The organism is Mycobacterium sp. NGS67, assembly GCF_059812185.1.
The window spans coordinates 267,067-288,699 of record NZ_JCALCF010000001.1; the positions used below are offsets into that span (position 1 = coordinate 267,067).

Genomic DNA, 21,633 nt, shown 5'->3' on the forward strand with positions numbered 1-21,633 from the left:
TCGATCACACGACTTTTCGGTACGAAAACCATTCCTGCTCGGCCGGCAGCCGCCGCACCATCTGGCTGACCGCCGCGGCGATGTTGCTCGTCGTCCCGGGCGCGATGATCATCCACTTCCGTCCGCCGGATTCGACCTCTTCGGCGAGCAATCGCCCGTCGGGGGTATCGATGATCGTCACCGCGCTTGCCTCGATGTGCGTTCTCAGGGATCGGCCGCCGGCCACCCCGGACTGGATCGCCACAACCGAGGCCCGGGCGGACTGGTCCGGATCCGCGGCGAGTGTCAGGCCTTTCAGCTGATCTGCTTCGAGCTTCTGTTCGGTCAGGAAACGGTTCAGGGCAGCGCTGTCGGTGGACGCCGCGCGCAAGGCGTCCGCGTCGAGGGTGACCGGCCGCAACGCCGCCGGGGCGTTCTGACCGCACAACCGCTCGATCTGTGCCTCGAGCACCGCGCTCGCCGAACCTTCCGCGCTGGCGGTGCCGGCGCCGCTGATGCGGATCAGGTCCGCGGAGCGTTCGATGACGACCCACCACTGGGCGAACCGGGCCAGTAGCGCGGTTGCGGGTTCGTCCTGATCGGGCGTGCGAATCTGGATGAACAACGCGATGTCGCGCCGGGACAACACGGTCAGCCATTCGACGACGGCGCTGTCCACCGCGCCCGTCTGGTCGATCACCCCGACGTCGCGCAACTCGGCCGTGACGGGGTGTTGCAGTGCCAGCAGCCGGGATTCCACGCTGGGCAGGTGGGGTCGCAGCCCCAGCTCGGGGGCGATGGTCTCGATGCCGGTGAGCACCTGCAGGGCCCAGAGACCGTCGAGGGTGGTGGTTAACACGGTGTTCCTTGATATAGGCCCGGGGCGCACGCATCGCATGCGCCCCGGGCCGATCAATGTGGCTAGGTGAACAAATTGCCCATCTGGGCGTCGGTTGCCTGGGCCATCTCGTCGACGCTGTGGACGGTGTGGGCGTGGCGGCTGACGGTCTGGATCATGTCCTCCAGCCCGTGCAGCATTTGCTGCTGGGCATCGAAGAAGGCGGTGGCGCCGTGCCCTTGGAAGAAGTCGCCCAGCGCCTGGGTGAGGTTCAGGACGTCGCTGTGGATTTCCATCAGTTGGGCGGCCTGCGACCCGACTTCACCGGCGAAGCCGATGACGGCGCCGTGGTTGTAGACAATGTGATCTGCCATGACGGTTGGTTCCTTACTCGAGAATGGTCAGCGGATTGGACTCGTCGGACGAAATGCCTAGACCGCTTGGGTCCCTCCGCCGAACACGCCGTTGAGGTTGTGCGCCGCGTCGGCTTCGTGGTTTTCCATCAGAACTGCCGCTTGGCCCAGGCCGTGCGCCAACCGCTGACCGCCCGTCATGATCTGTTGCAGGTCGTGGTGGATCTGACCCGCGGTGTTCAACGAGGTGTTGCCGGCGTCGCCGGCCCAACCCGTGCCGCTGATGATGTTCTCGTGCCCGCTCAGGTACTGGTTGGCGATCGCGGCCGCCTCCTGCAATCGCGCTTCGATACGCTGCTGCGTGCTGCGCAGTAACTCCGGAGTGACAACGGTTGCGTTTGCCATATTTACGTCTCCCTCAATTATTTGGACTCGCCGAGCCAGGGTCTGCGTAAAACTAGACCAGCTGCCCCCGGCTGTCACTTCACCCGTTGCCAGGCATTATGCGGGCGGAACAGGCTGTTTAGTGCACACCAGAATGGACCTTGTGTCAAACGGCGGACATATGCCGAGAATAGTTAGCTGTGCTCACAGGCATTGAAATTAAAGGGTGCCCGCGCCGTCGGCGGTGCCGTCGCCGTCGGTGTCGGTGAGCCGGACATTCCAGCGGCCGTCGCCGTCGGTGTCGACGTATCCGGTGACGCCGGTCGGGCCGGTGCACAGCACCTGGTCGGCCAGCCCGTCGCCGTCGGAATCGAAGAGTCGGTCATCGGGCTGGCCCTGCCCGTCGAAGTCGACCAGCGGACCGCCGGTGTGTTCGACGCCGTCGAGTCCGAACCATCGCAGCTGGCCGCCGCGGTCGACGGCGACCGCCCAGGTGCCGGTTCCGTCGTCGACGAAATAGCTTTCCGGCGTGCCGTCGTTGTCGACGTCCAGTACGGCGTGGTCGGCGATACCGTCACCGTCGAGATCCACCAGCGCGTCGTCGCGCATTCCGTCGCCGTCCAGATCCAGTCCGAGTGCGTCGAACAGGCCGTCACCGTCGAGGTCGAGATCCGGTGGGCGATTCCAGATCGCGGCGGCGCCGTCGTCACCGCTCAGGCAGTACTCCACGATGGTTTCGACGCAAGGTCGGCGCGGGCGGTTCCCTCGATTTGGTCAGGCTTCGATCGTGGGGGCGAGTGCTGAGCGCACAATTTGGCGGTCGACAGTCACGATGGCCAGATTCCGCCGGATGGCTTGGGAAACGAGCACTCGATCAAACGGATCTTGGTGATCCCAGGACAACCCCCCGGCCAAGATTGCGTCATCGGCCCCGATGGCCAGCTCGGTGGCTCGCAGATCCGCGACGACGTCGTTCCAAGCTGACAGCAGCACTTGGCCGGCCAGACGGCCCGCCCGCGTCTTGATCGCAATCTCCCATGCCGACGCGGCGGAGATCAGTACCTCTGTTTGGGGATCGCGCAGGAGCTCTCGGGTCGAACTCTTGACCCTCTGGGGCGCGCTGAGTAGCCGCAGCAGCACGTGAGTGTCCAGCAGAACACGCACCGCAGCGATCACAAGCTTCCTTCCCACCGGGCGATCTCGGACTCTGGCAACGGATCATCGAAGTTGTCCGGCACCTCGAGCATGGGCAGTTGACCGAACTTCCGCGGCACCGGATTCACCGGGGACAAGACAGCGACCGGTTGGCCATGGCTGGTGATCGTGACAGACACGCCCGTGCGCTGCACTTCACTCAAAAGCGCGTTGAGGCGCGCTTTGGCCTCCGTGCTGGAGACGGTCTTCATACGGGCCACGATATCGAGATCGGACTAGTACGACTAGTCCGATTAGTGCTGGCGCGCCTTCCACCAGGACAGCAGTTCCTCGGTCGCCTCGTCGTTGGACAGCGGCCCGCGGTCCAGCCGCAGCTCCTTGAGGAACCGCCACGCCTCCCCCACCTGCGGGCCGGCCGGGATGTCGAGCAGCCGCATGATCTCGTTGCCGTCCAGGTCCGGGCGCACCCGGTCCAGGTCCTCCTGGGCGGCCAGCTCGGCGATGCGCTCCTCGAGCCGGTCGTACGACGCGCGCAGCCGGGCGGCGCGGCGCTTGTTGCGGGTGGTGCAGTCCGCCCGCACCAGCTTGTGCAGCCGCGGCAGCAGCGGACCGGCGTCGGTGACGTAACGACGCACCGCCGAATCGGTCCACTTTCCCTCGCCGTAGCCGTGGAACCGCAGGTGCAGGAACACCAGCTGCGACACGTCCTCGACCATCTGCTTGGAATACTTCAGCGCCCGCATCCGCTTGCGGACCATCTTGGCGCCGACCACCTCGTGGTGGTGGAAGCTCACGCCGCCGTTGGCCTCATGGCGGCGGGTGGCCGGCTTGCCGATGTCGTGCAGCAGCGCGGCCCAGCGCAGCACCAGGTCGGGGCCGTCGACTTCGAGTTCGATGGCCTGGCGCAGCACGGTCAGCGAATGCTGGTAGACGTCCTTGTGCTGGTGATGCTCGTCGATGGCCATCTGCATGCCGCCGATCTCGGGCAGTACCACCGCACCCATCCCGGACTGCACCAGCAGCTCGATCCCGGCGACCGGATGCGCGCCGAGCAGCATTTTGTCCAGTTCGGCGGCCACCCGCTCGGCGCTGATCCGCGCCAGCTGCGGCGCCATCTCCTCGATGGCCGCCAGCACCCGCGGCGCGACGGTGAACCCGAGCTGGGAGACGAACCGGGCGGCGCGCAGCATCCGCAGCGGGTCGTCGCCGAAGGACACCTCCGGGGACGACGGGGTGTCCAGCACTCGGGCGCGCAGCGCTGCCAGTCCGTTGAGCGGATCGAGGAACTCTCCCGCACCCGTCGGCGTGACACGAACTGCCATGGCGTTGACGGTGAAGTCGCGCCGGACCAGGTCGTCTTCCAGGCGATCGCCGAATTGCACCTCCGGATTGCGCGACACCTGGTCGTAGGTGTCGGCGCGGAAGGTGGTGATCTCGAGTCGGTGCTCGCCTTTGCCCACCCCGACAGTGCCGAACTCGATGCCGGTGTCCCACAGCGCATCGGCCAGCGGCCGCACGATCTTCTGGATCTGTTCGGGGCGGGCGTCGGTGGTGAAGTCCAGATCCGGGCTCAACCGCCCCAGCAGCGCGTCGCGCACCGAACCGCCGACCAGGTACAGCTGGTGACCGGCGCTGCCGAACGCGGAGCCCAGTTCGCCGAGCACCGCGGCGTGCTGGTGCAGCGCGACCGCGGCGGCGGTCAGCAGTTCGGCATCCTGGGCGGGTTCGGCCACGTTCGGTCAGCCTAGTCGGACGACGATGCGGGCCGTCGTGCAGCGTGGAGTGTGCAGTGACGGCTTTGCGGGTGTAACCAGGGCGGAAAAGTCGCCGAATCTTCGCCCTGGACTCACCCGCAAAACCGTGGGTTCACACTCTTTGCCGGGCCGGCCGCACCTGATGCGAGTGGCCCACGTCACGAAGAGGGCCGTCCCCGACCGGCAACGACCCGGCCCCCCGGACGGCGAGTGAGTCCAGAACACCCACGTCGGCCAGCTAATATCGCTTGAATGTCGGAGGGCGAACAGGCCAGACCGCGCAGGCGCCGGGGCCGGCGTCGCGGTCGTGGCGGCGCGCGTCCGGCCGAGAACACCGCGGACACTCCAGCGCCCGACGCTGCGCCCAGCCCGGCGACCGCGGCAAAGCGCCGCGTCCGGCGCGGCCCCGACCGGATGCGTACCGTGCACGAGACGTCGGCCGGAGGCCTGGTCATCGACGGAATCGACGGCCCGCGTGACGAGCAGGTTGCCGCACTGATCGGTCGGGTCGATCGTCGCGGCCGGATGTTGTGGTCGCTGCCCAAGGGGCACATCGAGCTCGGCGAAACCGCCGAGCAGACCGCGATCCGTGAAGTTGCCGAGGAGACGGGTATCCGGGGCAGCGTGTTGGCCGCCCTGGGGCGCATCGACTACTGGTTCGTCACCGACGGCCGCCGGGTGCACAAGACCGTGCACCACTATCTGATGCGGTTCCTGGGCGGAGAGCTCTCCGACGAAGACCTGGAGGTCGCCGAGGTGGCGTGGGTGCCCATTCACGAGCTGCCGTCCCGGCTCGCCTACGCCGACGAACGCAAACTGGCCGAGGTCGCCGACGAACTGATCGGCAAGCTGCAGAGCGACGGCGAGGAGGCGCTGCCGCCGCTGCCGCCGAGCTCGCCGCGCAGACGCCCGCAGACACACTCGCGCACCCGTCACGCCAACGACTCCGCTCCGGGCCGGAAGAACGGTCACGGGCAGGGGCCGTGATCGCGCCACGACTTCGGTGGGCCAAGTTGGTGCGTCTCGCCGCGGTGACGGGCATCGTGGCCGGATTCGGCATGGCGCTCACCGCTCCCCCGCCCGCCAATGCCGGTGAACCCGCCCCGACCCCGTTCGTGCAGGTACGCATCGACCAGGTGACCCCGGACATCGTGACCACCTCCAGCGATCCCGTCGTCACCGTCAGCGGCATGGTGACCAACATCGGTGACCGGCCGGTGCACGACGTGATGGTCCGGCTCGAGCACGCCGGCGCCGTCACCTCCTCGTCCGCGCTGCGCACCTCCCTGGACGGCAACACCGACCAGTACGAGCCGGCCGCCGACTTCCTCACGGTCTCCCCCGAACTGCAGCGCGGGCAGCAGGCCGGATTCAGCCTGTCCGCCCCGCTGCGGTCGCTGACCGGTCCGTCGCTGGAAATCGACAAGCCCGGCATCTTCCCCGTGCTGGTCAACGTCAACGGGACACCCGACTACGGCGCGCCGGCGCGCCTGGACAATGCCCGGTTCCTGTTGCCAGTGGTGGGTGTTCCGCCCGACAAGGCCGGTGACATCGCCGCGGCCGTGGCACCCGAAACCGGCAAGCCGGTGTGGATGACCATGCTGTGGCCGTTGGCCGACCGCCCCCGGCTGGCTCCCGGCGTGCCCGGCGGCACCATCCCGGTACGCCTGGTCGACGACGAGCTGGCCGGGTCGCTGGCCCCCGGGGGACGGCTGGACACCCTGCTGTCCGCGGCCGAGCTGGCGACCAGCCGCGACATCGATCCCGACGGCGCGGTGGGGCGCGCGTTGTGCTTGGCCGTCGATCCCGACCTGCTCGTCACCGTCAACGCGATGACCGCGGGCTACGTGGTGTCCAATTCACCCGACGGCCCGGCCCAACAGCCGGGCAAACCGACGCATCCGGGCACCGGCCAGACCCCGGCGAACCTGTGGCTGAACCGGTTGCGCGCGTTGGCGCACCGCACCTGTGTGGTGCCGTTGCCCTACGCCCAGGCCGACCTGGACGCCCTGGCGCGGGTCAACAATCCCAGCCTCAACACCACCGCCACAGTCAGCACCGGCGACATCGTCGACCGCATCCTGGACGTCGCTTCGGTCCGGGGCGCCACCGTGCTGCCCGACGGCCCACTCACCAGCCGCGCGGTCAGCCTGCTCGACGCCAACGACAGCACCGTCGCGGTAGCGGCCGCGGACTTCCCGCCGCAGGACGCCGCCACCGCGACCGGCAGCGCCGAGATCACACCGCGGCGGCTGTCCACCCGGGTGGTGACGGCACCGTTCGACCCGGCCATCGGCGCCGCGCTGGCCGCGGCCGGCACCAACCCGGTGATGCCCACCTACCTGGACCCGTCGCTGGCGGTGCGCATCAACCACGACTCGGTCACCGCACGCCGCCAGGACGCGCTGGGCGCGATGCTGTGGCGCGGCTTGTCCCCCGACGCCGCGCCGCGCACCCAGATCCTGGTGCCACCGGCGTCGTGGACGCTGCAAGGCGACGACGCGCAGCTGATCCTGACCGCGCTGGCCACCGCCGTCCATTCCGGGCTGGCCGTGCCGCGCCCGCTGCCGGCGCTGGTCGCCGAGGCCGCGGCGCACACCGAGCCACCGCAGCTACCCGGTGCCTACAACTCGGCGCGGGGCCGCTTCAGCGACGAGGTCACCGCGCAGATCGCCGGACAGGTCGGCCGGCTGTCCAAACTGACCTCGGCGATGATGACCGACGACCGCACCGGACTCACCGGGGAGCAGTACACCGCGCCGCTGCGCGAGGACATGCTGCGCTCGTTGAGCCAGTCGATGCCGCCCGACACCCGCAACGGCTTGGCCCAACAGCGGTTGGCGGTGGTGGGCACCACGATCAACGACTTCTTCGGCGCGGTGACGATCGTCAACCCCAGCGGCTCCTACACGCTGGCCACCGAGCACAGTCCGCTGCCGTTGGCGCTGCACAACGGACTCGCGGTGCCGGTCCGGGTGCGATTGCAGGTCGACGCCCCGCCCGGCATGACGGTCACCGACGTGGGGCAAATCGAACTGCCGCCCGGATATCTGCCGCTGCGCGTGCCGGTCGAAGTCAACTTCACCCAGCGGGTGGCCGTCGACGTCGGACTGCGCACCCCGGACGGAGCGGCGCTCGGCGAGCCGGTGCGGTTGTCGGTGCACTCCAACGCCTACGGCAAGGTGCTGTTCGCGATCACCCTCACCGCGGCGGCGGTGCTGGTGGCGTTGGCCGGACGGCGGTTGTGGCACCGCTTCCGCGGCCAGCCCGACCGCGCCGACCTGGATCGGCCCGATCCGCCCGCCCACGGCCGGTCCGTCGAGCAGCACCGGGCAACCGAACGTCGGGCTCACGAAGAGCATCGCGTATGAACCCCGCACCCCGGCGGGTGCAACCACGGCCGCACCGGCCGTCGCAGCGTCCGCCGCTCTCCCAGCCCCGGTCTCCCGTGCCGCCGCCCGGCCTGCCGCCCCGCCCCGGCTGGACCCCGCAGCAACCACCCGCCGGACAGCCGCGCCGTCGACCCGAACTTTCCGACGCCGCGCTGGTGAAGCGGTCCTGGGGGATGGCGTTCGCGACGCTGATCAGCCGTCTTACCGGTTTCGCCCGGATCGTGCTGTTGGCCGCGATCCTGGGTGCGGCCCTGTCCAGTTCCTTCTCGGTCGCCAATCAGCTGCCCAACCTGGTCGCCGCGCTCGTCTTGGAGGCGACGTTCACCGCGATCTTCGTGCCGGTGCTGGCCCGCGCCGAGCAGGACGACCCCGACGGCGGCGCGGCCTTCATGCGGCGGCTGGTCACCCTGGCCACCACCTTGCTGCTGTTGGCCACCGCGCTGTCGGTACTGGCCGCGCCGCTCCTGGTCCGACTGATGCTGGGCCGCAATCCCGAGGTCAACGAATCCCTCACCACCGCGTTCGCCTACCTGCTGCTGCCTCAGGTGCTGGTCTACGGCCTGTCGTCGGTGTTCATGGCGATCCTGAACACCCGCAACATCTTCGGGCCACCGGCCTGGGCGCCCGTCGTCAACAATGTCGTCGCGATCGCCACCTTGGGTGTCTACCTGCTGGTCCCCGGTGAGCTGTCCGTCGACCCCGTCGAGATGGGCAACGCCAAGCTGTTGGTCCTGGGCGTCGGCACCAGCCTGGGGGTGTTCGCGCAGACCGCGGTGTTGCTGGTGGCGATCCGGCGCCAGCGCATCAGCCTGCGCCCGCTGTGGGGAATCGACGAGCGGCTCAAACGCTTCGGCACCATGGCCGCCGCGATGGTGCTCTACGTGCTGATCAGCCAGCTCGGGCTGGTCGTCGGCAACCAGATCGCCAGCACCTCGGCCGCCTCCGGTCCGGCGATCTACAACTACACCTGGCTGGTGCTGATGCTGCCGTTCGGCATGATCGGCGTGACGGTGCTGACGGTGGTGATGCCGCGGCTGAGCCGCAACGCCGCCGCCGACGACATCCCGGCGGTGCTGGCCGACCTGTCGTTGGCGACCCGGCTGACCATGATCACCCTCATTCCCGCGGTCGCGTTCATGACCGTCGGCGGCTCGGCGATGGGCAGCGCACTGTTCGCCTATGGGCATTTCGGTCAGGTCGACGCCGGTTACCTGGGCGCCGCGATCGCGCTGTCGGCGTTCACGCTGATCCCCTACGCGTTGGTGCTGCTGCAGCTGCGGGTGTTCTACGCCCGCGAGCAACCGTGGACGCCGATCGTCATCATTGTCGTCATCACCGCGGTCAAGATCGCGGGCTCGCTCTCCGTACCGCATCTGACCAGCAACCCGCAACTGGTCGCCGGGTATCTCGGAACCGCCAACGGCCTCGGCTTCCTCGCCGGGGCGCTGGTCGGTCACCTGTTGCTGCGCCGCAGCCTGCGGCCGAAGGGCGGCCGGCTGATCGGCCTGGCCGAAGTGCGGACCATCCTGGTGACGATTTCGGCATCGCTGCTGGCCGGGCTGATCGCCCACGTCGCCGACCGGCTGCTGGGACTGGACCGGCTGACCGCGCACGGCGGCATGGCGTCGCTGCTGCGCCTGTTCGCCCTGGCGGCCATCATGGTGCCGATCCTGGCCGCGGTGATGCTCGGCGCCCGGATCCCGGAGGCCCGCGCCGCCCTCGATCTGATTCGGCGCCGGCTGGGACGTCCCGGGCCTCAGCCGCCGCCGGCCAAGGCGACGGTGTCGTCCGAGCGCCCGCCGGTCACGTACCCTGAGCAAAGAAATCCGTCCCTGCCGAGGGGAAATGCGGTCCCGGAACCCATCCGGCGCAGACCTGGCGGGGCCGGCCTGGCGAAAGGACTGGGGGTGACCGACCGCACTTCGGACAGCGCCTCGGCCGGTGCCTCGCCCACCTCGAAGGCCGGTCAAGAACAGCCGCCGCGAGCCGACGACTTCCAGCCCGACATTCCGCCGGGTCACGACCGCAGTGCACCGCGCGACCAGGTCAACGGTGGCCCGCCTGCCGAGACGCGGGGGCCGATCCCGTTCGACGCGCCCCGAGAGCGCGGACCCGAACCGGCGGCGCCGCAGGACGACTCCCACCTGGTGCCCGGGGGGCGGATCGCCAACGGCCGCTACCGCCTGCTGATCTCGCACGGCGGCATACCGCCGCTGCATTTCTGGCAGGCGCTGGACACCGCCCTGGACCGCCAGGTCGCGCTCACGTTCGTCGATCCCGAGGGTGCGCTGCCCGACGAGGTGCTGCAGGAAATCCTGTCGCGCACGCTGCGGCTGAGCCGGATCGACAAGCCGGGCATCGCCCGCGTCCTGGACGTCGTCCACACCAAAACCGGCGGCCTGGTGGTCGCCGAGTGGATCCGCGGGGGCTCCCTACAGGAAGTCGCGGACACCTCGCCGTCGCCGGTCGGCGCGATCCGGGCGATGCAGTCGCTGGCGGCCGCCGCCGACGCCGCGCACCGCGCCGGTGTCGCGCTGTCCTTGGACCACCCGAGCCGGGTGCGGGTCAGCATCGACGGCGACGTGGTGCTGGCCTACCCGGCCACCATGCCCGACGCCAACCCGCAGGACGATATCCGCGGGATAGGCGCCGCCCTGTATGCCCTGCTGGTCAACCGGTGGCCGCTGCCGGAGACCGGGGTGCGCAGCGGGTTGGCCCCAGCCGAACGCGACGCCGGCGGCCAGCCCGTCGAACCGACCGTCGTCGACCGTGACATCCCGTTCCAGATTTCCGCCGTCGCCGTGCGCTCGGTCCAGGAGGACGGCGGAATACGAAGCGCCTCAACGCTTTTGAACCTACTTCAACAGGCCACCGCGGTCGCCGACCGCACCGAGGTGATCAGTCCGATCGACGATGTGCCCGCGCCCACCTCCCCGCGCCGCGCCGCAGCCGAGCGCGGCGGCGAAGTCTACTCCCGCCGCCGCCGCAACCTGCTGATCGGGCTGGGCGCCGGTGCGGCGGTGCTGCTGGTCGCGCTGCTGGTGCTGGCGTCGGTGGTGAGCAAGATCTTCGGCGACGTCGGCAGCGGGCTCAAGGGCGATCAGCTCGGGCTGAACAACCCGTCGTCCTCGTCGGCTTCGGAATCCCCCGGCCCTGCCGCACCGTCGGGCAGCACCGTCAAACCCACCAAGGCGACCGTTTTCTCCCCCGAAGGTGACGCCGACGCCGCCGCCGACGCCGGGAACGCGATCGACGGCAATCCGGCCACCTCGTGGCAGACCGACCCGTACACCGACTCGGTGCCGTTCCCCAACTTCAAGAACGGGGTCGGATTGCTGCTGCAGCTACCCAAACCCACCGTCGTCGGCACCGTGACGATCGACATCTCCAGCACCGGGACGAAGGTCGAGATCCGCTCCTCGGCCTCGCCGAACCCGTCGAAGCTCAGCGACACCACCGTGTTGACGCCGGCCACCGCACTCAAGCCCGGCCACAACACCATTCAGGTCAAGGCGTCCGCCCCGACCTCGAACCTGCTGGTGTGGATCTCCACGCTGGGCACCACCGACGGCAAGAACCAGGCCGCGATCTCCGAAATCACCATCCAAGCCGCTTCCTGAAGTGCCCGGCCGCCGCCGTTCGGCTACGTTCCGGCGGGTGGGTTTCCGGGGTAGATGGGACGCGAGACGACAGCCCGACAGCGACGCTGAACTGCTGGCCGCGCACGTCGCCGGGGACCGTCACGCCTTCGCCGAACTCTTCGCACGGCACCACCGACGGCTCTACCGGCTGGCCCGGCTGACCAGCGTGAGCCCCGAGGACGCCGACGACGCGCTGCAGGACGCGATGCTGTCGGCACACCGCAGCGCCGGCGCGTTCCGCTATGACGCCGAGGTCGGCTCGTGGTTGCACCGCATCGTGCTCAACGCGTGCCTGGATCGGCTGCGCCGGGCCAAGTCCCGGCCGGCGGTGCCGTTGGACGACGACTATCCGGTCGCCGACCGCACCGCGCAGGTCGAGACCGCGATCGTCGTGCAGCGGGCGCTGATGCGGCTGTCCGTCGAGCACCGGGCGGCCGTCGTCGCCGTCGACATGTTGGGGTGTTCGATCGCCGAGACCGCCGCGTTGCTGGGTGTGGCCGAGGGCACCGTCAAGAGCCGATGCGCCCGCGCGCGTGCCCGGCTCGCCTACTTGCTCGGGTACCTCGATACCTGCGAATTAGGTTGCTAGAGTGCGGCATTCGCCTGTCCCGCAACCGCATTCCCGGCCCGGACGCGCCCCGTGGGTACGGGCGGGCGCCAACGGCGACGTGCCCATGACGGACACTGGGTCCGATGACTGGTGCCCAGAACGATCCGGATCCGCGGCTGAGTGTCGAACTGCTCGCCGACTTGCAGGCCGGGCTGCTCGACGACGACACCGCCGCCGCAGTTCGCAGCCGGATCCGCACCGACCCGCAGGCCGCCGAGGCCTTAGTGGCCCTCAACCAGGTGCGCCGCGACCTGGCGGACTTCGGTGCCGAGTCCGCGGACGGGACTCGCGGAGCCGAGAGCTCCCGCGGCGCCGCCCACGCGGCACGTCCACCCGTGCGTCCCGGGCGGCTGTTGGCCGGCATCGCCGGGGTGTGCGCGGTCGTCGCCGCCGTCGCCATCGGAACCTTCGCGCTGCTGAACGAGCCTGCGCCGCAACCGGATCTGGGGCCGACCGCCGGGCACATCACCGTCTCCACACCCGTCCCGGTGATACCGCTGTCGGATCCCGACATCCTGGAACTGCTGCGCCGCCCGCCCGACTTCGGCACCCTCGCCAACCCCGCCCAACGCGCCTCGTGCCTCAGCGGACTCGGCTATCCGGCGTCCGTGCAGGTGTTGGGCGCTCAACCGGTGGAGGTCAACGCGCGCCCCGGTGTGCTGCTGGTCATGCCCGGCGACACCCCCGACACCGTGACGGCCTACGCGGTGGCGCAGAACTGCAGCGCCGCCGACACCGGGCTGCTGGCCACCACCACGGTTCCCCGCGGCTAAGTGCCGCGCGCCTAGTGTCGTGCGCCACCACCGGGAACAGCACTGCCTAGTCTGGCGTTCGTAGACTTTGCAGAGCTATGTCCCCATGTGACCGGTTCCCGCCCGAAAGGCACGCATGACCGCTTCCGCTTCCCCAGACACCATTCACGACGTCATCGTCATCGGCTCCGGTCCGGCCGGCTACACCGCGGCGCTCTACACCGCCCGGGCGCAACTGAAGCCGCTGGTCTTCGAAGGCACCTCGTTCGGCGGGGCGCTGATGACCACGACCGAGGTGGAGAACTACCCCGGCTTCCGCGACGGCATCACCGGCCCGGAACTGATGGACCAGATGCGCGAGCAGGCGCTGCGCTTCGGCGCCGACCTGCGCATGGAAGACGTCGAATCGGTGTCGCTGGACGGCCCGGTCAAGACCGTGGTGACCGCCGAAGGCGAGACGTTTCGCGCCCGCGCCGTCATCCTGGCGATGGGTGCGGCCGCACGCTACCTGCACGTCCCCGGCGAACAGGAACTGCTGGGCCGCGGAGTGAGTTCGTGCGCCACCTGCGACGGGTTCTTCTTCCGCGACCAGGACATCGCCGTGATCGGGGGCGGCGACTCGGCCATGGAGGAAGCCACCTTCCTGACCCGGTTCGCCCGCAGCGTCACCCTGATTCACCGGCGCGAAGAGTTCCGCGCGTCCAAGATCATGCTCAACCGGGCCGTGGAAAACGAGAAGATCACCATCCTCACCAACAAGGCTGTGCTCGGAGTCGACGGCGACAACACGGTGACCGGCCTGCGGTTGCGCGACACCCGCACCGGCGAGGAGACCACCTTGCCGGTGACCGGGGTGTTCGTCGCGATCGGCCACGAGCCGCGCTCGGCGCTGGTGCGCGACGCCGTCGACCTCGACCCGGACGGCTACGTCCTGGTTCAGGGACGCACCACCAGCACCTCCCTGGACGGCGTCTTCGCCGCCGGAGACCTGGTGGACCGCACCTACCGGCAGGCCATCACCGCGGCGGGCAGCGGCTGCGCGGCTGCTATCGACGCCGAACGGTGGCTCGCGGGACACCAATCGGTTGGACCGGCCGACAGCACCGAATTGATTGGAGCAAAGCGATGAGCGACCTCGAGAAGAAATCCGGCACGATCGAGGTCTCCGACGCCTCCTTCCCCACCGACGTGCTGTCCAGCAACAAGCCTGTGCTGGTTGACTTTTGGGCGACCTGGTGCGGTCCGTGCAAGATGGTGGCGCCGGTGCTTGAAGAGATCGCCGCCGAGCGCTCGGCCGACCTGACCGTGGCCAAACTGGACGTGGACGCCAACCCCCAGACCGCGGTCGAGTTCGACGTCGTCTCGATCCCCACCCTGATCCTGTTCAAGGACGGTCAGCCGGTGAAGCGCATCGTCGGCGCCAAGGGCAAAGCGGCGTTGCTGCGCGAACTCTCCGACGCGGTTCCCGAGCTGGCCTGACCGGCCGCATATCGTTCCGTCCGGCGTCCGGGTGGCGCCGCTATTGTTGCCGAAACGAGTCCCCGACTGGCCTGGGGTTTTCCTGATCTGGGCGAGGATCTGCGACAATACGGGTTAACTGCGCTGCATTTGGCGGCGATGTCAATTAGTCCCGGAGGGCCCTTGGTATGCCGGATCCGCGCCGTGAAGACGGCGACGCGCTGCGCTGTGGCGACCGCGGCGCCGCGGTCACCGAAATCCGGGCGGCGCTGGCCGCGCTGGGAATGCTGGACAACCCCGACGAAGACCTGGACACCGGCCGCCATGTCGCGGCCGACGTTTTCGACGGCGAACTCGACCACGCCGTCCGCGCCTTCCAGCAGCACCGCGGTCTGTTGGTGGACGGCGTCGTCGGGGAGGCGACCTACCGCGCGCTGAAGGAAGCCTCCTACCGCCTCGGTGCCCGCACCCTGTATCACCAGTTCGGTGCGCCTCTCTACGGTGACGACGTCGCCACACTGCAGGCCCGGCTGCAGGATCTCGGTTTCTACACCGGTCTGGTGGACGGGCATTTCGGCCTGCAGACCCACAACGCACTGATGTCCTATCAGCGTGAGTACGGACTGTCGGCCGACGGCATCTGCGGCCCGGAAACGTTGCGCTCTTTGTACTTTCTCAGTTCCCGGGTCTCTGGTGGCTCACCGCACGCGATCCGTGAAGAGGAGCTGGTCCGCCGGTCCGGGCCCAAGCTGTCGGGCAAGCGCATCATCATCGATCCGGGTCGCGGCGGCAACGACCACGGCCTGATCACCAACGGGCCGGGCGGTCCGATCAGCGAAGCAGACGTGCTGTGGGACTTGGCAAGTCGGCTCGAAGGTCGCATGACGGCCATCGGCATGGAGACGTTCCTGTCCCGGCCGACCAACGGAAGTCCGTCGGACGCCGAACGTGCGGCGATCGCCAATTCCGTTGGCGCGGACCTGATGATCAGCCTGCGCTGCGAAACCCAAAGCAGCCCTTCGGCAAACGGCGTAGCGTCGTTCCACTTCGGCAACTCACACGGTTCGGTGTCCACCATCGGCCGCAACTTGGCCGACTTCATCCAACGAGAAGTGGTGGCCCGCACGGGGTTACGTGACTGCCGGGTGCACGGCCGCACCTGGGATCTGTTGCGGCTGACCAGGATGCCGACCGTCCAGGTCGATGTCGGTTACATCACCAATCCCGGCGATCGCGACATGCTGATCGCGACCCGCACTCGCGACGCGATCGCCGAAGGCATTCTCGCCGCGGTGAAGCGGCTCTACCTGTTGGGTAAGAACGACCGGCCCACCGGCACTTTCACTTTCGCCGAACTGCTCGCCCACGAGTTGAGTGTCGAGCGGGAACGGGCCAGCCGGATCACCGGTTCCTAACCGGACCGGCGCCGAGCTTCGAGGGTATTGCCCGCCGTCCCCGCCCCGACCGGCTGTTCCAGTTGCGCATTCTCCAGCAGGCGCTCCAACGCGGCTTCGACTTCGGCTTTCCAGCCCAGCCCCTTGTCCAGTTCGAGGCGCAGCCGCGGAAAGTACGGATGCGGCGCGACCACCACAAACCCGACGTCCAGCAAGAAGTCCGCGTCGATAATGCAGTGCTCGACGGAGCAGTCGCCGAGCGATTCCACCACCGGCTGGATATCGGGGTCGATCGGCGGCTGCAACTCGGTGGCCGCCTCGGTGCGGCCGAATGCCTCCAGTGCCCGCACGCCGCGGCGCACCAACTCGTCGATGACCCGGGCGATCAGACTGGCCGGCAGGTCGTCGAGAATCTCGGAGGGGGTGTGCCCGCGCTCGATTCCCATCGAGGTCAGCAACACCGCGTCCGCCGACACCGGCGCGGTCGGAAAGCGATGTGCCCGCGGCACCGCCCGCGGTGGCGCGTAGAGGACGTACCCCACGCACGGCGGTTCGGCCTGACTGCGCTCGTCGGGGACCGCGGTGGCAACCTGCCCGCACGAGCCCCATTCCAGCATGACCATCGACAGCCATGCTTCCTTTTCGAATTCAGGATCGGCCAGGTGCTCGTCCTTGCCGAGCGTCGCCGGGTCGACCTCCCAGAACACGCACCGCCGCGCGTGCTTGGGGAGCTGCTCGAAGGCTTCGAGCCGCAGCGCTGTAATCCGAGCTGACACTAGACTCCTAGTCTCCGTGCGGTGCTCACGCCCGACGACCTTGCGCATGCCACCCGGCGTTCTCGCGACGTAGCACGGCCGATGTGGCTCGTCCCCGCTCTCCCCGGCCTGACGTACTCCGGCAACCCCTCCAGAATAGGAGAGTCGGCCGGTATCGGGCCAGTGTCGCCGTCGGTCGGCTCGTCGATTACCGAAAAAACTTGACGCACAACGGATCTCCGTTATCGACGACGGCTCGAGTCGACCGGGACGGGTCCCGGAACCAGGTCGGTGTCACAGTGACGTAATTACTTGGTATGTCGGGTCGAGCCGTCTCACGCCTTCGTCGCGGTCATCAGATCGATGATCCGCTGCAGGTCGTCGACCGATCCGAATTCGACCACGATCTTGCCCTTGCGCTTTCCGAGCGCGACGGTGACCCGGGTGTCGAAGGCATTCGACAGTCGCTCGGCGACATCCTGCAGCCCGGGCATCTGGATCGGCTTACGCCGGGGCGGTGCCGGTGCGGCGCCGTCCCCCCGGTTGGCCAACGTGACTGCCTCCTCGGTGGCGCGCACCGAGAGGCCTTCCGCGACGATCCGGCTCGCCAGTTCCTCCTGCGCCTCCGGTCCGGCTTCCAGCGACAGCAGAGCCCGCGCGTGGCCGGCGGACAGCACACCCGCGGCCACCCGACGCTGAACGGGTATCGGCAACTTGAGCAACCGGATCATGTTGGTGATCAGGGGGCGCGACCGGCCGATGCGGGCGGCCAGTTCGTCGTGGGTGACCCCGAACTCGTCGAGCAGCTGTTGGTATGCCGCCGCTTCTTCCAGAGGGTTCAGCTGGACCCGGTGGATGTTCTCCAGCAGTGCGTCGCGCAACAGGTTGTCGTCGCCTGTCTCGCGCACGATGGCCGGGATCGTGGCGAGGCCCGCCTCCTGCGCCGCGCGCCACCTCCGCTCCCCCATCACGATCTGATAGCGGGCACCACTTGTTGCTCCCGGGACCGCACGCACCACGATCGGCTGCAACAGCCCGAATTCGCGGATGGAGTGCACCAACTCCGAGAGCGCCTCGTCATCGAAGACCTGCCGCGGCTGACGAGGGTTGGGCTCGATGTCGGTCGGTGCGATCTCCCGGTATACCGCGCCCATCGCGGCGGCATCCGGTAGCGGGCCACCGATCACCACGTCGGCGGCTGCGGATCCCATGCGCGGGCCCAGTGTCGCCGGGCCGGAGTCGCCGTCTGCGGGACCGGTGGGGATCAGCGAAGCCAGGCCGCGGCCCAGGCCGCCCTTGCGGCGTGACGGTGTCGTCATCAGTTAGTCCCTCCCGGCTGGTGGTCGATCACGTTGGGCGAGTTCGCGGCTGGCGTCCAGATAACTCATCGCCCCGCGCGAACCGGGATCGTAATCGATGATCGTCATGCTGTAGCCCGGTGCCTCGGAAACCTTCACGCTGCGCGGGATGACCGTGCGCAGAACCTTGTCCCCGAAGTACCGCCGCACCTCTTCGGCGACCTGATCCGCGAGCTTGGTCCGACCGTCGTACATCGTGAGGATCACCGTCGTCACGTCGAGTTGCGGATTGAGGTGAGCCTTCACCATTTCAATGTTGCGCATCAGCTGTGACACGCCCTCGAGGGCGTAGTACTCGCACTGGATCGGAATCAACACCTCGGGTGCCGCGACGAGGGCGTTGATGGTGAGCAGACCCAGCGACGGCGGACAGTCCACGAAGACGTAGTCGAAGTCGAAGCTGTCCAGTTCGGCCAAGGCGTTGCGCAACCGGTTCTCCCGCGCCACCATGCTGACCAATTCGATCTCCGCGCCGGCGAGGTCGATGGTGGCCGGCACACAGAAGAGCCGTTCGCTGTGCGGGCTGCGGCGCAGTGCATCCCGCAGGGCCACCTCGCCAATCAGCACTTCGTAGGACGACGGTGTGCCCGATTGCCGGTCGGTGATGCCCAGTGCGGTGCTGGCGTTGCCCTGGGGGTCGAGGTCGACGACGAGCGTTTTGAGGCCCTGGACCGCGAGTGCGGCCGCGAGGTTGACGGCGGTGGTCGTCTTCCCCACCCCGCCCTTCTGGTTGGCGATGGTGAAGACGCGGCGCTGCCGGGGCCGCGGCAGCGGCTCATGGGTGGTGTGCAGCACTCGCATCGCCCGCTCGGCGGCGGCTCCGATGGGAGTGTCGAATTCGGTCGATGTTTCACGTGAAACATTCACCGTGGGATTCTGCGCCCGCGACGGCGTCGCCGCCACCGGGGACACGCCCTCCTGGGCTCCTGGATCGGTAGCCGACGGGACCGCCGGCCGGGCCGGTTGCTCCGTCGGCGCGGCTGCGTTACGGCTCCACCTCATGCCGCTCCCCCGGACGCCCGCGTACGCCGGACCGGCGTGCCGCGCCGCGCCACCACCGCGGTCGCGGGTCGCTCCAAATAGGTCGCGCCACACGCCACCACCCTGACATCGACCGCACCGGACGCAGCCATCCCAGGCCGGTGTTCCTCGACCTCTTCCTGAGCACGCTCGCCCTTGACGGCGATCATCTGTCCCTCATGCCTCAGCAACGGCATACTCCACTTCGTCAGTTTGTCTAGCGAAGCGACGGCCCGTGAAACCGCCGCATCGCTGCCGCCGTACCTCTTGCGAATGCCGGGTTCCTCCGCGCGGCCACGTACCACCTCGACCGGCAGGTCCAACTCTTCGGCGACCTCGCGGAGAAAGTCGGTGCGCCTCAGCATCGGCTCCAGGAGGACGACACGCAAGTCTGGCCGGGCGATCGCCAGTGGCACGCCCGGCAACCCGGCTCCCGAGCCGATGTCGATGATCCGATCGTTCGGGGCGAGCAGCTCCGCGATGACCGCGGTGTTCAAGATATGGCGCTCCCACAGGCGTGCGACTTCCCGCGGACCCAGCAACCCGCGCTCCACCCCCGCTGTCGCCAGGATGTCTGCGTAGCGCCGCGCCAGCTCAATCCGTGGACCGAAGACCGCCTCCGCCGCTGCAGTGGCGGCACTGGCGTCGGCTCCCGAAGCGCTGGCGTCGGGCCGCAATGGGAACGGATCGACATGTTTCACGTGAAACATTCCTCCGTTCCCGCGTCCGACCCGACCGAACTACACCGCTGTAACTCCGGTCATCGCGGCCGGGTCACAGTCGTCCTACGAATCAGTCACGCAGCACGACGACGCGGCGGGACGGTTCCACGCCCTCGCTTTCGCTGTGCACCCCGGGCACGGCAGCGACCGCGTCGTGGACGATCTTGCGCTCGAACGGTGTCATCGGCGAGAGGGCCTCGCGCTCACCGGTCTCGGCTACCCGCCGGGCCACCTTGTCACCCAGCGACGCCAGTTCGTCCCGGCGACGACGGCGCCAACTCGCGATGTCCAGCATCAGCCGGCTGCGCACGCCGGTCTTCTGGTGCACGGCCAGCCGGGTGAGCTCTTGCAGCGCGTCCAGCACCTCGCCCCCGCGGCCGACCAACTTGTTGAGATCGTCGCTGCCGTCGATGCTCACAACCGCGCGGTTGCCTTCGACGTCCAAGTCGATGTCGCCGTCGAAGTCCAGCAGGTCCAACAGCTCTTCCAGATAGTCCCCGGCGATCTCGCCTTCGGCGACCAAGCGCTCTTCCAGGTCCTCGCCGTCGTCGACCGCTGCCCCGTTCGCCGCCTCGGTCTCGGGTTGGTCTTGGGTGTCGACATCGGTGATGTCAGCATCCGTCATAGCGTTCTCTCCCCTCATTCCCTGTGGGTATTCGCGGCTGGTGCGCCGCATGGTTCCTCAGTCGCTCTCCGCGGCGCACCGCGGGCCGAGCGAGCTAACGTTTGCGCTTCTTGGGTCGTGCGCCGGGGCGTGGTGTGCGGCCCGGTTGATTAGGTCGGCTCCCTGCATTCGGCTTCTCGGGCGGCGAGGGCGCGGTCTCCACCGTGTCCTCCTCGACCGCGCCGACTGTCGCGTCCGACGACCCGGTCTCTCCCGCCGAACTGTTCGCGCTGGGCGGAGTCGGCCTGTTGCGAATGGGCTTGGCACCCGGCGCGGGCGCATTGGCGGCGCGGCGCTGGATGGCTTCCTGCTTCTTGGCTTCGTCTTCCTTCTCGATCATCCCGAACACGTAGTGCTGCTGACCGAACGTCCAGATGTTGTTGGCGAACCAATACAGGATGATCGCCAGCGGCATCGGGAACAGGACCGGTCCGATCAACACCCCGAGCGGAAACACGTACAGCGCCAGCTTGTTCATCATGGCGGTCTGCGGGTTGGCGGCCGCCTCCGGGCTCTGCCGCGCCACCGACGCCCGGCTGTTCAGGTACGTGGCGATACCGGCCAGGATCATCACCGGCACGCTCACGGCGATCAGCATCCCCCGATCGAACTGGCTGAACGCGTCCAGACCGGTGGTCTGGCGAATCGCCGCACCGATCGGCGCCCCGAATAGGTTCGCGTCCAGGAAGTGTCCGACGTCCGTCGCGCTGAACACGTAGTTGCCCAGTTCGCGGTTGTCCTTGACCGAGAGGCCCATCCGGCCGATCCCGGACTGCGTCCGGTTGAACGACATCAGCACGTGATACAGGCCCAGGAACACCGGGAGCTGAGCCAGCATCGGCAGGCAGCCCAGGATCGGATTGAAGCCGTGCTCGCGTTGCAGCTTCTGCATCTCCATCGCCATCCGCTGCCGGTCTTTGCCGTACTTCTTCTGCAGCGCCTTGATCTGTGGCTGCAGCTCCTGCATCTGCCGGGTGGTGCGGATCTGCTTGACGAACGGCTTGTACAGCAGCGCCCGCAAGGTGAACACCAGGAACATCACCGCCAGCGCCCAGGCGAAGAAGTTGTCGGGTCCCAGCACGTAGGCGAATGCCCGGTACCAGAGCCACATGATCCACGACACCGGGTAATAGACGAAGTCGAGGCTGAAGAAATCAAACAAAAGTTCCACTCTCCCGTTGCTCTGCCGCACCGTCGACCGCGGCGTCGTCGAAGTCAGCCCGGCGCTCGTGGCGCTCCGGGATCGGGTCCCATCCTCCCCGATGCCAGGGACCACACTTGGCGAGTCTGGCCACCGCCAGCCACCCCCCGCGAATCGCCCCGTATTCGGTCAGCGCTTCGACGGCGTATTGGCTACAGGTAGGTATGAACCGGCATGACGGCGGTCGCAGCGGCGACACCATG

General features: G+C 68.4%; 22 protein-coding genes. 8 read left to right on the forward strand and 14 right to left on the reverse strand.

What is annotated here, in order from left to right; all coding sequences use genetic code 11:
• Nucleotides 1-4 precede the first annotated feature (4 nt).
• From AC5Y4D_RS01285 to AC5Y4D_RS01315, 7 genes are all read right to left on the reverse strand, one after another.
• Nucleotides 5-838, reverse strand: coding sequence for an ESX secretion-associated protein EspG (locus AC5Y4D_RS01285; RefSeq protein WP_499943031.1), 834 nt, complete (start codon nucleotides 836-838; stop codon nucleotides 5-7).
• 62 nt (nucleotides 839-900) lie between these two features.
• On the reverse strand, nucleotides 901-1,191 hold the full coding sequence (locus tag AC5Y4D_RS01290; protein ID WP_499943030.1) for a WXG100 family type VII secretion target: 291 nt from the start codon (nucleotides 1,189-1,191) through the stop codon (nucleotides 901-903).
• A gap of 57 nt (nucleotides 1,192-1,248) precedes the next feature.
• Nucleotides 1,249-1,575: a WXG100 family type VII secretion target gene (locus AC5Y4D_RS01295; RefSeq protein ID WP_499943029.1), complete on the reverse strand. Its 327-nt coding sequence runs from the start codon at nucleotides 1,573-1,575 to the stop codon at nucleotides 1,249-1,251.
• Between the two features lie 198 nt (nucleotides 1,576-1,773).
• Nucleotides 1,774-2,283 carry a pullulanase gene (locus AC5Y4D_RS01300; protein WP_499943028.1) on the reverse strand — a complete coding sequence of 170 codons (510 nt, stop codon included), beginning with the start codon at nucleotides 2,281-2,283 and terminating at the stop codon, nucleotides 1,774-1,776.
• Nucleotides 2,284-2,328: 45 nt separating this feature from the next.
• On the reverse strand, nucleotides 2,329-2,745 hold the full coding sequence (locus tag AC5Y4D_RS01305; RefSeq protein ID WP_500036150.1) for a type II toxin-antitoxin system VapC family toxin: 417 nt from the start codon (nucleotides 2,743-2,745) through the stop codon (nucleotides 2,329-2,331).
• Complete coding sequence (locus tag AC5Y4D_RS01310; protein ID WP_499943026.1) at nucleotides 2,727-2,960, reverse strand: type II toxin-antitoxin system Phd/YefM family antitoxin; 234 nt, start codon at nucleotides 2,958-2,960, stop codon at nucleotides 2,727-2,729. The genes AC5Y4D_RS01305 and AC5Y4D_RS01310 overlap by 19 nt, the downstream gene beginning before the upstream one ends.
• Nucleotides 2,961-3,002: 42 nt before the next feature.
• Complete coding sequence (locus AC5Y4D_RS01315) at nucleotides 3,003-4,442, reverse strand: CCA tRNA nucleotidyltransferase (protein WP_499943025.1); 1,440 nt, start codon at nucleotides 4,440-4,442, stop codon at nucleotides 3,003-3,005.
• A gap of 273 nt (nucleotides 4,443-4,715) precedes the next feature.
• On the opposite strand from AC5Y4D_RS01315, the gene AC5Y4D_RS01320 reads away from it, so the two are divergent.
• The 8 genes from AC5Y4D_RS01320 to AC5Y4D_RS01355 all read left to right on the forward strand — a co-directional run bounded on the left by AC5Y4D_RS01320 (nucleotide 4,716) and on the right by AC5Y4D_RS01355 (nucleotide 15,731).
• On the forward strand, nucleotides 4,716-5,450 hold the full coding sequence (locus AC5Y4D_RS01320; RefSeq protein ID WP_499943024.1) for an NUDIX hydrolase: 735 nt from the start codon (nucleotides 4,716-4,718) through the stop codon (nucleotides 5,448-5,450).
• Nucleotides 5,447-7,834, forward strand: coding sequence for a DUF6049 family protein (locus AC5Y4D_RS01325; protein ID WP_499943023.1), 2,388 nt, complete (start codon nucleotides 5,447-5,449; stop codon nucleotides 7,832-7,834). Before AC5Y4D_RS01320 ends, AC5Y4D_RS01325 begins: the two co-directional genes overlap by 4 nt.
• A complete protein-coding gene (murJ, locus tag AC5Y4D_RS01330) occupies nucleotides 7,831-11,475 on the forward strand; it encodes a murein biosynthesis integral membrane protein MurJ (protein ID WP_499943022.1) in 3,645 nt (1,214 codons plus the stop codon). Before AC5Y4D_RS01325 ends, murJ begins: the two co-directional genes overlap by 4 nt.
• A gap of 37 nt (nucleotides 11,476-11,512) precedes the next feature.
• On the forward strand, nucleotides 11,513-12,085 hold the full coding sequence (gene sigM / locus AC5Y4D_RS01335; protein WP_499943021.1) for an RNA polymerase sigma factor SigM: 573 nt from the start codon (nucleotides 11,513-11,515) through the stop codon (nucleotides 12,083-12,085).
• Nucleotides 12,086-12,189: 104 nt separating this feature from the next.
• Complete coding sequence (locus AC5Y4D_RS01340; protein ID WP_499943020.1) at nucleotides 12,190-12,879, forward strand: RsmA family anti-sigma factor; 690 nt, start codon at nucleotides 12,190-12,192, stop codon at nucleotides 12,877-12,879.
• Nucleotides 12,880-12,994: 115 nt separating this feature from the next.
• Nucleotides 12,995-13,987: a thioredoxin-disulfide reductase gene (trxB, locus tag AC5Y4D_RS01345; protein ID WP_499943019.1), complete on the forward strand. Its 993-nt coding sequence runs from the start codon at nucleotides 12,995-12,997 to the stop codon at nucleotides 13,985-13,987.
• Nucleotides 13,984-14,337 carry a thioredoxin gene (gene trxA / locus AC5Y4D_RS01350; RefSeq protein ID WP_499943018.1) on the forward strand — a complete coding sequence of 118 codons (354 nt, stop codon included), beginning with the start codon at nucleotides 13,984-13,986 and terminating at the stop codon, nucleotides 14,335-14,337. The genes trxB and trxA overlap by 4 nt, the downstream gene beginning before the upstream one ends.
• A 167-nt stretch (nucleotides 14,338-14,504) precedes the next feature.
• Nucleotides 14,505-15,731, forward strand: a complete 1,227-nt coding sequence (locus AC5Y4D_RS01355; protein ID WP_499943017.1) for an N-acetylmuramoyl-L-alanine amidase — start codon at nucleotides 14,505-14,507, stop codon at nucleotides 15,729-15,731.
• Here the strand turns inward: AC5Y4D_RS01355 and AC5Y4D_RS01360 are convergent.
• The 7 genes from AC5Y4D_RS01360 to yidD all read right to left on the reverse strand — a co-directional run bounded on the left by AC5Y4D_RS01360 (nucleotide 15,728) and on the right by yidD (nucleotide 21,632).
• A complete protein-coding gene (locus AC5Y4D_RS01360) occupies nucleotides 15,728-16,486 on the reverse strand; it encodes an acetyltransferase (RefSeq protein WP_499943016.1) in 759 nt (252 codons plus the stop codon). The genes AC5Y4D_RS01355 and AC5Y4D_RS01360 overlap by 4 nt on opposite strands.
• A gap of 314 nt (nucleotides 16,487-16,800) precedes the next feature.
• Complete coding sequence (locus tag AC5Y4D_RS01365; RefSeq protein WP_500036151.1) at nucleotides 16,801-17,784, reverse strand: ParB/RepB/Spo0J family partition protein; 984 nt, start codon at nucleotides 17,782-17,784, stop codon at nucleotides 16,801-16,803.
• A 3-nt stretch (nucleotides 17,785-17,787) separates the two neighbouring features.
• Nucleotides 17,788-18,825, reverse strand: coding sequence for a ParA family protein (locus tag AC5Y4D_RS01370; RefSeq protein ID WP_500036152.1), 1,038 nt, complete (start codon nucleotides 18,823-18,825; stop codon nucleotides 17,788-17,790).
• Nucleotides 18,822-19,553, reverse strand: coding sequence for a 16S rRNA (guanine(527)-N(7))-methyltransferase RsmG (gene rsmG / locus AC5Y4D_RS01375; RefSeq protein WP_500036153.1), 732 nt, complete (start codon nucleotides 19,551-19,553; stop codon nucleotides 18,822-18,824). The genes AC5Y4D_RS01370 and rsmG overlap by 4 nt, the downstream gene beginning before the upstream one ends.
• Nucleotides 19,554-19,635: 82 nt before the next feature.
• Nucleotides 19,636-20,190 carry a Jag family protein gene (locus AC5Y4D_RS01380; protein ID WP_499943012.1) on the reverse strand — a complete coding sequence of 185 codons (555 nt, stop codon included), beginning with the start codon at nucleotides 20,188-20,190 and terminating at the stop codon, nucleotides 19,636-19,638.
• Between the two features lie 94 nt (nucleotides 20,191-20,284).
• On the reverse strand, nucleotides 20,285-21,400 hold the full coding sequence (gene yidC, locus AC5Y4D_RS01385; RefSeq protein WP_500036154.1) for a membrane protein insertase YidC: 1,116 nt from the start codon (nucleotides 21,398-21,400) through the stop codon (nucleotides 20,285-20,287).
• Nucleotides 21,384-21,632, reverse strand: coding sequence for a membrane protein insertion efficiency factor YidD (yidD, locus tag AC5Y4D_RS01390; protein ID WP_500036171.1), 249 nt, complete (start codon nucleotides 21,630-21,632; stop codon nucleotides 21,384-21,386). The genes yidC and yidD overlap by 17 nt, the downstream gene beginning before the upstream one ends.
• Between the last annotated feature and the right edge of the window lies 1 nt (nucleotide 21,633).